At 71.5% G+C, this 12,660-nt stretch carries 9 protein-coding genes; 3 read left to right on the top strand and 6 right to left on the bottom strand.

Annotated elements, in window-relative coordinates:
- A complete protein-coding gene (locus tag CPY97_RS07440) occupies positions 1–792 on the bottom strand; it encodes an SGNH/GDSL hydrolase family protein (RefSeq protein WP_096421508.1) in 792 nt (263 codons plus the stop codon).
- Between the two features lie 126 nt (positions 793–918).
- Between CPY97_RS07440 and CPY97_RS07445 the strand changes: the two genes are divergently transcribed.
- From CPY97_RS07445 to CPY97_RS07455, 3 genes are read left to right on the top strand one after another with little or no spacing between them, the layout of a single operon-like run.
- Positions 919–2,181 carry a DNA polymerase IV gene (locus CPY97_RS07445; RefSeq protein WP_096421510.1) on the top strand — a complete coding sequence of 421 codons (1,263 nt, stop codon included), beginning with the start codon at positions 919–921 and terminating at the stop codon, positions 2,179–2,181.
- A gap of 12 nt (positions 2,182–2,193) precedes the next feature.
- Positions 2,194–3,975, top strand: a complete 1,782-nt coding sequence (locus CPY97_RS07450; RefSeq protein WP_096421512.1) for a DEAD/DEAH box helicase — start codon at positions 2,194–2,196, stop codon at positions 3,973–3,975.
- Positions 3,976–4,035: 60 nt separating this feature from the next.
- On the top strand, positions 4,036–5,151 hold the full coding sequence (locus tag CPY97_RS07455; RefSeq protein ID WP_096421514.1) for an alanine racemase: 1,116 nt from the start codon (positions 4,036–4,038) through the stop codon (positions 5,149–5,151).
- Here CPY97_RS07455 and CPY97_RS07460 read toward each other — a convergent pair.
- From CPY97_RS07460 to CPY97_RS07480, 5 genes are all read right to left on the bottom strand, one after another.
- Positions 5,148–5,849, bottom strand: a complete 702-nt coding sequence (locus tag CPY97_RS07460; RefSeq protein ID WP_096421516.1) for a type 1 glutamine amidotransferase — start codon at positions 5,847–5,849, stop codon at positions 5,148–5,150. The genes CPY97_RS07455 and CPY97_RS07460 overlap by 4 nt on opposite strands.
- Positions 5,850–5,918: 69 nt before the next feature.
- Positions 5,919–6,740 carry a DUF1206 domain-containing protein gene (locus tag CPY97_RS07465; protein ID WP_096421518.1) on the bottom strand — a complete coding sequence of 274 codons (822 nt, stop codon included), beginning with the start codon at positions 6,738–6,740 and terminating at the stop codon, positions 5,919–5,921.
- Positions 6,741–6,793: 53 nt separating this feature from the next.
- Positions 6,794–10,306 (bottom strand): error-prone DNA polymerase, encoded by a 3,513-nt coding sequence (locus tag CPY97_RS07470; protein WP_096421520.1) that lies wholly within the window; start codon positions 10,304–10,306, stop codon positions 6,794–6,796.
- Between the two features lie 33 nt (positions 10,307–10,339).
- Positions 10,340–11,914: a DNA polymerase Y family protein gene (locus CPY97_RS07475; protein ID WP_096421522.1), complete on the bottom strand. Its 1,575-nt coding sequence runs from the start codon at positions 11,912–11,914 to the stop codon at positions 10,340–10,342.
- Positions 11,914–12,654 carry a hypothetical protein gene (locus CPY97_RS07480; protein ID WP_150129223.1) on the bottom strand — a complete coding sequence of 247 codons (741 nt, stop codon included), beginning with the start codon at positions 12,652–12,654 and terminating at the stop codon, positions 11,914–11,916. Before CPY97_RS07480 ends, CPY97_RS07475 begins: the two co-directional genes overlap by 1 nt.
- Between the last annotated feature and the right edge of the window lie 6 nt (positions 12,655–12,660).

The following is a 12,660-nucleotide window of genomic DNA, read 5'->3' on the forward strand; positions in this document are numbered from 1 at the left end:
TCAGCCCTCGCGTTCGTGCCCGCGCGGGTGTGCGAGGGTGCGGCGCTTGGCCTGAATGAGATCGCCAGACGACTGGTGGCGAATGCGCCGCACCACCCACGGCACGAGGTACTCGCGCGCCCACCCGATGTCGTCGACCCTGGCCTTCCGCCAGCTCTGCTTCGGCAGCGGCTCGGGGTGACGAGGTTCGAGGCCGTGGTCGATGCCGAGAGCCTCGAGCATCGCGATGGCGATGGTGTGGTGCCCGAGGGGGGAGAAATGCAGGCGGTCACGGTCCCACATCTGCGGGTCGCGCAACTGACGAAGTGCCCACATGTCGACGACGATCGCATCGTGCTTCGCGGCCACGGCTCGCAGATTCTCGTTGTAGATGGCGACCTTGCCGCGAATCCGTCGCATCACCGGTGTCATGCCGATGTCGGGGCCGTTGAACATCACGACCGTCGCGTCATCACGCCGCAAGCGCACGACGGCGTCGTCGAAGCGGCTGGCCACCTCGTCGGGGTCGGTTCCGGGTCGGAGGATGTCGTTGCCCCCGCCCGAGATGCTGATGAGGTCGGGGCGCAGTTCGAGAGCTGGCTCGATCTGCTCATCGGCGATCTGCTGGAGCAGACGGCCGCGGATCGCCAGGTTTGCGTACGCGAAGTCGGTGGTCTGATCGGCCAGGACCTCGGCGACGCGGTCGGCCCAGCCGCGGTGGCCGCCGGGGCTGCGCGGTTCACGGTCGCCGATTCCCTCGGTGAACGAGTCGCCGATCGCGACGTAGCGCGACCAGGGGTGTTGCTGAGACATGCTCTCCAGGGTGGCAGAGCGACGCGCGGGATGCGACTGACGTCTGTTCCGGGCGCGTCGCCCCGCTTGCCGTCCACCCTGGTCGCCCCGGCTTGTGGTGTCAGGGGATGCTGAGAGGATCGCGGGGTGAGCAAGCAGGACGGATCGGGGCGGCAGGTTACCGACACGCCGAACGATGACGCGAGCGCGCGCATCCTGCACGTCGACATGGACGCGTTTTTTGCGTCCGTTGAGCTGCTGTCGCGACCTGAACTGCGCGGCCAGCCGGTCATCGTCGGCCATCGCGGGCAGCGCTCCGTCGTGACCGCGGCGACCTACGAGGCGCGGGCGTACGGGGTGAACTCGGCGATGCCGATGGCCGTGGCCCTCCGGCGTTGCCCGCACGCGGTCGTGCTCGAGCCGCACTACGACCGATACCAGGCGGCGTCGGGACAGGTGATGGCGATCCTCGGCGACGTGACGCCGCTCGTCGAACCCTTGAGCATCGACGAGGCGTTTCTCGACGTCAGCGGAGCGCGGGCGTTGTTCGGCCCGCCCTGGCACATCGGGCGCATGCTGCGTGAGCGCATCCACGCAGTGACCGGCCTCGTCGCCTCCGTCGGCGCGGCATCGACGAAGTTCGTGGCGAAACTCGCGTCGTCTCGCGCCAAACCCGACGGGCTGCTCGTCGTGCCGCACGACGACACGCTGGCGTTCTTGCACCCTCTGCCGATCAGTGCCTTGTGGGGCGTGGGCCGGGCCACAGAGGAAAAGCTCGCGCGGCTCGGCCTGCGCACAGTGGGCGATGTTGCTGAGACGCCGGTCGACGCGCTGCGTCGCGCCGTGGGGGAGGCGGGCGCGGCAAAGCTGCACGCCCTCGCGTGGGCGCGTGACCCCCGCAGCGTCACGCCTGAGCGCGCCGAGAAGTCGATCGGTCACGAGTCGACGTACGAACGCGACCTCAGCGACCTCTCGCTTATCGATCGCGAGCTGTTGCGGCTGTCTGACGCGGTGGCCAAGCGGCTGCGATCCGGCGGATGGGTGGCGCGTACCGTGGCGGTCAAGGTGCGCTTCGGCGATTTCACGACCCTGACCCGGTCTCAGACACTCGCGGAGCCGACCGATGTCGCGCAGAGAATCGCCGCCGAAGCGCGCGCGCTCTTTCGCGCGGCGGGCGCGGATGGGCGGGGAATCCGGTTGCTGGGGGTGCGAGCAGAGAACCTGTTGCCGACCGGCGCGGTCGAGCGTGGCCTGTGGGATGACGACGAGGGCTGGCGAGAGACCGAAGAAACGATGGATGCGCTCACCGCACGATTCGGTTCGGCGGCGATTCAGCGAGCAAGCCTCTTGCGCGCGGAGGGCCGGCGTCGCTCGGCCCGGTCGAGTCGGGATGTCGGCTCGCTCGACTAGGGTTCTGTCACCGTGACAGCCTCCTTCCGCGCCGCCCCGCACGTCGGCACCTTCGCGGCAGAGCACCTCTCACCGTCCTACCCCGAACGCGCCGCGCGTGGCACCGCCGGCAGGCTGCGGGCGTGGCAAGCGGAGGCCCTTGACCGCTACTTCGAGAGCGAACCGCGCGACTTTCTCGCGGCGGCAACCCCCGGCGCCGGGAAGACGACCTTCGCGCTGCGGCTGGCGACCGAACTGCTGGCGCGCCGCACGGTCGACCGCGTCATGGTCGTCGCACCGACTGAGCACTTGAAGAAGCAGTGGGCCGACGCGGCGCACCGGGTCGGCATCCGCCTCGACCCCGCGTTCAGCAACTCGTCCGGAGCGATTGCGCGAGCCTTTCACGGCGTCGCCGTCACCTACGCCCAGGTCGCCGCAAAGCCCTACCTGCACCAGACCCTCACCGACCAGGTGCGCACCCTCGTCATCCTCGACGAGGTGCACCACGGCGGCGATGCGCTCAGTTGGGGCGAGGCGATCCGCGACGCGTACTCGGGCGCCACCCGTCGGCTGTCGCTCACCGGCACGCCCTTCCGCAGCGACACCGCGCCCATCCCGTTCGTGCGCTACGAGCCGAACGATGAGGGAATCCGCATGTCGGCGACCGACTACACCTACGGCTACGGCCGGGCGCTGCGCGACGGTGTCGTTCGCCCCGTGCTGTTCATGAGCTACGCGGGCCGCATGCGCTGGCGCACCACCACGGGTGACGAGATGGAGGCGGTGCTCGGTCAGGACGACACCGCCGACGTCACCTCGCAGGCCTGGCGCACCGCCCTCGACCCCGAGGGGCAGTGGATGCGCGGGGTGCTCGAGGCAGCGGACCGGCGACTCACCGAGGTGCGCCACCACGTGCCCGACGCCGGCGGCCTCGTTATCGCCACCGACCAGACCACGGCGCGGGCGTATGCCGCCCTCCTGCACCAGATCACGGGGTCGCCGCCCACGGTGGTCCTCAGCGACGAGGCGGGCGCCTCCGACCGCATCGAGACCTTCAGTCGCGGCGACTCGCGGTGGCTCGTCGCGGTCAGGATGGTGTCGGAGGGCGTGGACGTTCCGCGACTGTGCGTCGGCGTGTACGCGACCAGTGCATCCACGCCGCTGTTCTTCGCGCAGGCGATCGGGCGTTTCGTGCGGGCGCGCCGCCGGGGGGAAACGGCGAGCATTTTCATTCCGAGCGTGAAGCCGATCCTGCGGCTGGCGAACGAGCTCGAGCGTGAGCGCGACCACGCGCTCGATCGTGAGGGGGCGGGCGACGGTGAGCTGCTCGACGACTCGCTCGTCGATGACGCTAACCGGGAAGAGAAGGCAAGCGATGACCTGCTCGCCGAGTACACCTTCGCGGCCCTCGACTCGACCGTCACCTTCGACAAGGTGGTGTACGAGGGTGCCGAGTTCGGGCAGCAGGCGGAGGTCGGCAGCCTCGAGGAGCTCGACTTCCTCGGGTTGCCGGGAATCCTCGAACCGGACGAGGTGCACGAACTCTTGCGCCACCGCCAGGCTCGCCAGGCTCGACGCGTCGCCGAACGGCCACCGACGGCGCCCGCGCCTGAGCCGCTCTACCGGTCACTGAAGGAGCAACGCAGCCTGCTGAACAGCCTCGTTGGCCTGCGCGCGAAGCTCACCGGGCAGCCCCATGGGCACATCCACGCCGAACTGCGACGCGTGTGCGGGGGGCCCGCGGTCGGGCAGGCGACGGTTGCGCAGCTGCAGGCGCGCATCGACCTCCTGCGCCGACAGATGCAGAGCCACTAGCGCTCACGCCGCCGCGCATCGGGTGTCGCTGTCGCCGGGCGGGTCGGGCAGGATGGGTGCGTGCGCGATACCCCGTACACCCGCGTCGACGTCGCCGTGCTCGAGCAGAACCTCGCGGCGATGGCCGACCGCGCGCGGGCGCGAGGCGTCGCACTGCGGCCGCACGCCAAGACCCACAAGTCGCCCGACATCGCGGCCCGCCAACTTGCCCACGGCGCGGTCGGCCTCACGGTCGCGACCGTGGCGGAGGCGGAAGTGTTCGCCGCCCACGGTTTCGACGATCTGTTCATCGCCTACCCGCTGTGGCTGGAGGGCCCGCGCGCGGCGCGGCTCGCCGCCCTGCTCGCCCGGGGCGTGCGGCTCAGGATCGGCATCGATTCTCTCGAGGGGCTCGGGATGCTCGCGGCGGCCACCCGAGACACCGACCGGTCACGCTTGACGGTCGCCGTCGAGGTCGACAGCGGCCACCACCGCAGCGGTGTCGACCCCGAACGCGCGGGCGCGCTGGCGCGCGCAGCGACCGACCTCGGGCTCGAGGTCGTGGGCGTGTTCACGTTCCCGGGCCACTCGTATTCTCCGGACGGCATGCACGCCGCAGCGGCGGATGAGCAGCGTGCCCTGCGGGGCGCTCGCGACTTGGTGCTCGCGGAGGGGCTCGCCTGCCCGGTGGTCAGTGGCGGCTCCACACCCACCACCGCCGATGCCTCCGCGACAGGCGGCGCACACGACGGAGGCGCGGACGACGTGCTCACCGAGCTCCGCCCCGGCGTCTATGCGCTGGGCGACGCCCAGCAGTGGGAACTCGGGGCGGTGCGGCCCGAATCCATCGCTCTGAGCGTCGTGGCGACCGTCGTTAGCCGGCGGGAAGACGACGACGGCGGCCTGCGCCTGATCGTCGATGCGGGTAGCAAGGCGCTCGCGAGCGACCGGGCGCCGTGGGCGAGCGGATTCGGCAGGTGCGTTGAGCATCCCGATGCGCGCATCGTGGCGCTGTCGGAGCATCACGCGACCATCGCGTTTCCGCCGGGCGAGACGGCACCGGCGTGGGGCGAGCGGGTTCGGATCGTGCCGAATCACGTCTGCACGGCGGTCAACCTCGTCGACGACCTCATCGCCGTCGACGACGACGGTACCGAGGAGGTCTGGCCGGTCGCCGCGCGCGGCGCGAACACCTAGCTCCCGGCGCGCTCCTCAGCGAGCTCGGCGGCTCGGTCGAAGAAGCGCTCGAAGACGCCGCGGCCGATGACCACGACCTCGTCGGTGCGCGCGGGGTCGAGGTCGGCATCGTCGGGGAAGTCGTCGCGGAGCGACTGCACCTCGGCCGAGCCCATTTCGAGGTGGAACTGCAGGCCGTACTGGCACGATCCGAGCCGGAACGCCTGCTGCTCGTAGCGATCACTGCGCGCGAGGTGCACGGCCCCCTCGGGCAGCGTGTACGTGTCTTCGTGCCAGTGCATCGCCTCGAAGTCTCGGCCGACCGGGCCAAGAACGGGGTCGGAGAGGCCGTCGTCGGTGAGTTCGACGGGCCCGAGCCCGTCTTCGCTGCCGTTGTCGCCATCGAGCAGCTCCCCGCCACCCGCGATCGCGAGCAACTGTGCACCGAGGCAGACACCGAGCACCGGCAGGTCGCGTTCGACGGCGGCCGCCATCAGGGCGCGTTCACCGATGAGAGCGGGATGCTTCTCGTCGTCGAGAGCGCCCATTGCGCCGCCCAGCACGATGAGCCCCTCGTAGGCGTCGAGTGCGTCGGGGCTCGGGACGGGTTCTCCCTGGTCCGTCCGAATGATGCGCAGCTCAATGCCGCGCTCGTGGGCAACGTCACCGATTGCCGCGGGTCCTTCGAACCACATCTGTTGCAGCACCAGCCAGGTCATGGGGTCACTGTAGAGCGTCGTGGCCGACACGCCGCTGAGCCGCCGAACGGCGCGGGCCGGCGTGACAGCTCAGTCGAGACGCGCATAGCGGGCACGGGCGAAGCAGTACACCCCGTAGGCGATCAGTCCCGCGCCGACGGCGCCGAGCACCCAGCCGCCGAACGGCAGCTCAAGGAGCGAACGGAGCGCTCCGTCGAGCCCGGTCGATCGCGCGGAGTCCGAGGCGATCGCGGCGCTGCCGAGGAGCACCCCGACGGCACCGAGGGCGACACCCTTCGCGAGGTAGCCGCCGATGCCGAGCGCGATGACCGCTTTCCCTGCGCCTCCGCCCGGGGTGTCGATGTCGTCGCGGAACCCCTGAGTTGCGCCCTTCACCCCGAAGTAGACGCCGATTCCCAGCACGATCAGCGCGGCCAGGATAACGAGCACCACGCCCGCAGGAGCCTCGAGCAGCGCCGCGGTCACGCTTTGCGCATCCCCGGAAGAGTCGCCGCCACCACCGATGGCGACCCGCGTGGCGGTGGCGGACAGTGCCAGGTATGTCAGACCTTTGGCGAATGCCACGGCCACATGTTGGGCGACGCCATCCTCGGGGCGGTCGATGATGCCGTCGACGATCAGCCACAGGCCGAGGGCGGCGAGCCCCGCGGTCACCACCCACAGCAGCACCCCACCGAAGGGCGTCGCGGCGAGGCTCTCGAGCGCTCCGCCCTGGTCGGCGTCGGCGTCGCTGCCGCCCGGAAGGGCGAGCTGAATCGCGATCGCGCCGATGAGGATGTGCAGCAGTCCGTTGACGGCGAAGCCGGTGCGGGCGAGGCCGCGCCACACGCGACTGTTGTGCAGGCGGTGCGTGGCGTGACGGGCAGAAGAGCGCGATGGTGTCTGCGGCATCCGCCGAGGGTAGCGCCGCCGCCACGCAGCCGCAGTGAACACTCGGGGTGCGCTCAGCGAAAGTCGCGGCTCGGCATGGTGGCTTTCAGTGACAGCGCCTCGACCCGGTCGGCAACGACGTTGACGACCCCCTCGGGCGAGCGCTCGAGGATGCCGCGCACGATGAGCGCCCGGCTCTCGCGGACCGTGCGCCGGTAGCGCCCCCACAGCCCGACCGAGCAGATGATGTTGGCGAGCCCCGTCTCGTCTTCGAGGTTCAGGAAAGTGATGCCGCTGGCCGTCGCGGGCCGCTGCCGGTGGGTGACGACGCCCGCGACCTCGACGCGGCGCCCCGGCTCGGCGCTGCGCAGCTCGCGGGCGCTCAGCACCCCGCGCGCACGCAACCGCTCGCGGGCGTAGCGCACGGGGTGGTCGCCGGGGGCGACCCCCGTCGTGACGAGGTCGGCGACCATGCGCTCGGCCGGTTCGAGGTCGTCGAACAGCGGCGGCTGGATCGCGACGACGCTGCCCGGCAGGTATTCGGGCCGTGCCTGCGCCGCAGCCCCCGCCGCCCACAGCGCCTCGCGCCGCGTCATGCCCCACACCTCGAAGGCCCCGGCGGTGGCGAGCGACTCGAGCTGCGCCGCCGTGAGCCCCGTGCGGTACACGAGGTCGGTGAGGTCGCGGTAGGGGCCGTAGCGCTCACGCTCGGCGATCACCTTCTCGGCGGTCTCTTTCCCGAGCCCTGACACCGCGCCGAGGCCCATCCGCACGGCGAGCTCGCCGTCGCGGCGGTGCGGCACGAGATCCTCCAACTCGCCGTCGCGCGAGTCTGGTCGAAACTCAGGGACGGGCGGATGCACGCGGTGCGTGCACGAGGCGAGCCCCGTCGGCGCCGCGCGGCGAGCATCCGCACTGAGCGGTGAGAACGGGTCGTCGACCGTGAGGTCGAGGCGCTCGAGGCCCGCCTCGACGCCGGAGCGCACAATGCAGGGGCCGCGCACCTCGACGCCGTGCCGTTCGGCGTCGGCGGTGAGCGAGGCGGGGGAGTAGAAGCCCATCGGCTGGGCGCGCAGGAGGGACGCGAGGAAGACGCCCGGGTAGTGCAGTTTGATCCACGAGCTGGCGTAGACGAGCAGGGCGAAGCTCAGCGAGTGGCTTTCGGCGAAGCCGAAGTTCGCGAACGCCTGAATGCGGGCGTAGATCTCGTCGGCGAGGCGCCCGGTGATGCCGTTGGAGGCCATGCCGGCGTACAGGGTGCCGCGCAGCGATTCGATGCGTTCGAGGCCGCGCTTGGAGCCCATGGCGCGGCGCAGCAGGTCGGCGTCGTCGCCCGTGCAGCCGCCGACCGCCATGGCGATCTGCATGAGCTGCTCTTGGAAGATGGGCACCCCGAGCGTGCGCTCGAGCGGTTCGACGAGCTTCGGGTGGTCATAGGTAACGGGCTCTTCGCCGAGCTTGCGCTTGACGAAGGGGTGCACGGCGCCACCCTGAATGGGCCCGGGGCGAATCAGCGCGATCTGCACGACGAGGTCGTAGAACTTTCTCGGCTGCAGTCGCGGCAGAAGCCCCATCTGGGCGCGGCTTTCGACCTGGAAAACACCGATCGAGTCGGCGCGACACAGCATGTCGTAGGTGGTCTGCTCTTCTTTCGGGATCGTGGCGAGCTCCCACCGCTCGCCGAGATGGTCATCGATGAGGTCGAAGGCGTACTGCAGGGCGGCGAGCATGCCGAGGCCGAGCAGGTCGAACTTCACGAGGCCCATCCAGGCGCAGTCGTCTTTGTCCCACTGCAGCACGGTGCGCTTCGTCATGCGGGCGTGCTCGATGGGCACGATCTCGCCGACGGGTCGGTCGGTGAGCACCATGCCGCCGGAGTGGATGCCGAGGTGCCGCGGGTACGTGAGCACCTGCTGGGCGAGGTCGACGACCGCGTCGGGGATGTCGTGGTCGTCGCTCGAGAGCACGGCGCCCCAGCGTTCGACCTGACGGCTCCACGCGTCCTGCTGGCCGGTCGAGTAGCCGAGCGCCTTCGCCATGTCGCGCACCGCGTTCTTCGGCCGGTAACTGATGACGTTGGCGACTTGGGCGGCGTTGCGCCGGCCGTACGTCTCGTACACGTACTGGATGACCTCTTCGCGCCGGTCGGAGTCGAAGTCGACGTCGATATCGGGCTCTTCGTCGCGCAGCGCCGACAGGAAACGTTCGAAGGGCAACTTGTAATAGATCGAGTCGACAGCGGTGATGTCGAGTAGGTAGCAGACCGCCGAGTTCGCCGCCGAGCCGCGACCCTGGCAGAGAATGCCGCGCGAGCGGGCGAAGCGCACGATGTCGTGCACGATGAGGAAGTAGCCGGGGAAGTCTTTCTGCTCGATCACCTCGAGCTCGCGCGCGATGCGCGCCCGATCGGCGTCGGAGGCGTCGGGGTACTTCTGCGGAACCGCCTGCCAGACGAGCTCGCGCAGCCAGCTCATGGGGGTGTGACCCTCGGGCACGGGCAGTTTCGGCAGCTTCGGCTTCGCCTGGCGCAGTGAGAACCCGAGCTCGCGGGCGAGTTCGACGCTGCGGTCGACGGCGCCGGGGTAGCGGGCGAACAGCCGCTGCATTTCGGCGCCGCTTCTGAGGTGCGCGGTGCCGGCGGCGGGCAGCCAGCCGTCCATGTCGTCAAGGCTGCGCCGGGCGCGCAGGCCCGCGAAGGCGCTCGCGAGCGGGTAGCGGCCGGGGTGCGCGTAGTGTACGGCACCGGTGGCGACGACCGGCAGACCCCGCTCGGCGGCGAGGGCGGCCAGCGCGTCGTTGTAGACGGTGTCGAGCGGACGCCCGTGGTCGAACAGCTCGACGACGACGTTCTCGCGCCCGAACCGCTCGACGAGTGCGTCGAGTTCGCGGCCGGCGGCGGCGATGGATGCGCGGCTCGGCACCGTCTGCCCGTTCGGGTCGCCGGCGGTGAGCGCCGTGCGCACGGCGCCTTTGCGACAGCCGGTCAGGATCACCCAGTGGCCGGGTGCCGTGGCGTCGCCGCCGCGCCCGGCGTGCTGGGCGAGCACCTCGAGGTCGTAGACGGGTCGCCCCTTTGCGCCGCCGGCGAGCTGCCCGTCGGTGAGGGCGGCGGCGAGCCGGTGGTAGCCCTCCTGGCCGCGGGCGAGCACGAGCAGGTGGGTGCCCTCCGGGTCGGGTTCGCCCAGCTGCGGCTTGGTGAGCCCGAGCGAGAGTTCGGCGCCGAACACCGTGGTGAGCCCGTACGGTTCGGCGGCCTCGGCCATGCGCACGACGCCGTAGAAGCCGTCGTGGTCGGTGAGCGCGAGCCCCGTGAGGCCGAGGCGCGCGGCCTCTTCGAGTAGTTCTTCGGGGCTGGAAGCCCCGTCGAGAAACGAGAAGCTCGAGTGCGCGTGCAGTTCGGCGTACGGCACGACCGTCTCGGGGTCGGGCTGTTCCACGCGACCCGGCCGGTAGGGGGCCCGCTTGGTCGACCACGCGGGGGAGTCGCTGCCGTCGCCCACCTCGGGCAGCGAGGGGTCGGGGCGGTTGCCCGAGCGCAGGGTGCGTTCGAGTTCGCTCCAGGGGATGGGCGGGTTGTGCCAACCCATCAGTGCTCGCCACCCATCAGTGCTCGCCACCCATTAGTCGTACCGCGCTTCCGCCCACCAGCTGCCGCCGTCGAGCACGAGCAGCCAGGCGATGCCGGCCTCGTCGACGACCTGCAGCCGGTGCAGTCGGCGGCGCTGCGCCGCATCCCACCAGCGTTCGTCGAGCGGCCACGGCCCCGCCCACGATCGAATGGGCCGGGTCGCCCCTCCGGCGGCGGGCGCGAACGCGGCGGGTGCGCCGGTGACCCGCAGCCGATCGTCGACGAGCACGATGTCGCCGTGACCGTCGATGACGGTGACGGCGTGCCGGCTGGGGAACACGGTCGCGGGCGCCGGCTGCGGCAGGGCGCCCGGCCAGGGCCGGTCGAGCGGGCGCTGGTGCACGGCGCGGTCGCCCCACGGCACGAGGATGCGCCGCTCGGCGAGGGTGCGCCCGCCGGCCCGCTGCGCGGTGACGACGGATTCGTGCCCGAGCATGCTCTGCACGCGCGAGAGGGCGTGGTGCACCCGGTCGTCGGGTTCGCCTCCCCAGAGCCCCGGCTCGTGGTTGGTGGTGGTGTCGACGCTGTCGGGCGCGATGCTCACCCGGTCGACGGGCGAGGCGAGGCCGGGCCCGAGCGCCGCGTCGGGCGTGGAGCCGAGCCGGCGCGTCGAGCCGCTCAGCTGCCAGCGCACCCGGTCGACGATCTCGCTCGCCCGGAACGCGCGCGGGTGCAGCCACACCCGGTCGGATTCGCGCCCCGACTCGTCGCGCACGCTCACCCGCACGGCGGTGGCGACGAGCCGCCGGGTGGCGAGGGTTTCGACGACGTCGTCGGCGAGTTGCCGCACGGCGAAGGCGATCTGGTCGACCCGGTCGAGCGGCGGTTCGAGCTCGATGACGCGTTCGAGGTCATCGGGCGGTGTTCTCGGGATGATCGGGGTCGCGTCGATAGCACCGGCGAGCGCGTGCGCGTGCGCACCGCTCGGCCCGAAGCGTTCGCGCACGGAGGCTGCGGGTAGGGCGGTGAAGGCTCCGAGGGTGCGCACGCCGAGCCGCGTGAGCAGGGTGGCGAGCTCGGGGTCGGCGAGCGTCGACACGGGCAGGGGGGCGAGGTAGGCGGCAGCGGCGCCTTCGGCGACGATGCGCACGGGGGCGTGGGCGCGCGTGTCGCGGGCGGCGCGGTCGGCGGCGAAGGGTCCGTCGGAGACCCCGACGCGTGCATCCGGCACCCCCTCGTCGAGAACCGCGCTGATGAGCGCGACCGCCGCCGCCTTTTCGCCGCCGTAGTAGCGGGCGGGGCCGCGCGCGGCGAGCGCGAGGAGGCCGGGGCGCACGATCTGCACGCCGGCGGCGCGGGCTTCGACGGCGTCGATAAGGGGCGCGAAGTGCCGGTGCTCGCGGTCGTCGTCGTGGGCAACGACGACGAGGTGCGGGCAGGCCCCTTGCGCGTCGCGTCGCTTCTGCCCCCGGTGCAGGCCGTGGGCGCGGGCGGCGGCCGAGCAGGCGACGACGCGGTTGGCGGCCATGATGGCGATGGGATGCGCGTCACCGGCAGGCGCCGCCTCGTCGCGCACGGCGGCGAGCACCGGCCAGTCGGGCACCCAGACGACCATGGTGCGCTGCATCAGCCGGCCCTCCGCGGGAGGGGCGTCACCGACGCTGTGCGGCCGCGGCCGGCGCCGAGCGGCGGGTCGAGGCGCCGAATGCCCACCTCGGGGTCGGGCAAGACGAGCCGGCCGCTGCGCGGCGTGGGGGAGCGACGCGAGCTGACGGTGACGGTCACCTCGCGCTGGGTGAGGTAGCCCCAGCCCTGCCCGAGCCCCGACCAGCGGCTCGCGGTGATGCTGATCATGGCCTCCGTCTGTGGCCAGGTGCCGAGCACGAGCAGGGTTGACCCGCGCTCGCGCAGCCGCCCGGCGAGCTTCGTCACGGCGCCGTCGCTGGCCGCGCGCCCGGGCTTCACGACGATGACGCTCATGGCGTCGGCGATCGCCGCGGTGACGGTGAGCCACTGGTCACCGGGGTGCGGCACGAGCACGAGCCGGTCGAGGTCGATGCCGAGCGCTTCGGCCGCTTCGACACCGAACTCGGGCATGCCGACGACTCCGCACCACGAGCCGGCCTGCGACGGCCCGGCGAGCAGCGCCATCACGAGCGCGCTCGACGAGGTTACCGAGTAGGCGGCGCCCTGCTTCAGCCCGCCGTCGGGTAAGAGGTCGGCGAGGGCCTCGTGGGTCGGCGTGAGCTTCGTGTCGAGCGTCGTTCGCTGCATCGCGTTGATGCGCGCCTGCAACGCCTCAACAGCCGACGGGGTCGGCTGGGGGGAGGCGAGGGCAAGCGCGGGCACCTCTCCATGGTCGAACATACGTTC

It is taken from the genome of Microcella alkaliphila, from assembly GCF_002355395.1.
Lineage (GTDB): Bacteria > Actinomycetota > Actinomycetes > Actinomycetales > Microbacteriaceae > Microcella > Microcella alkaliphila_A.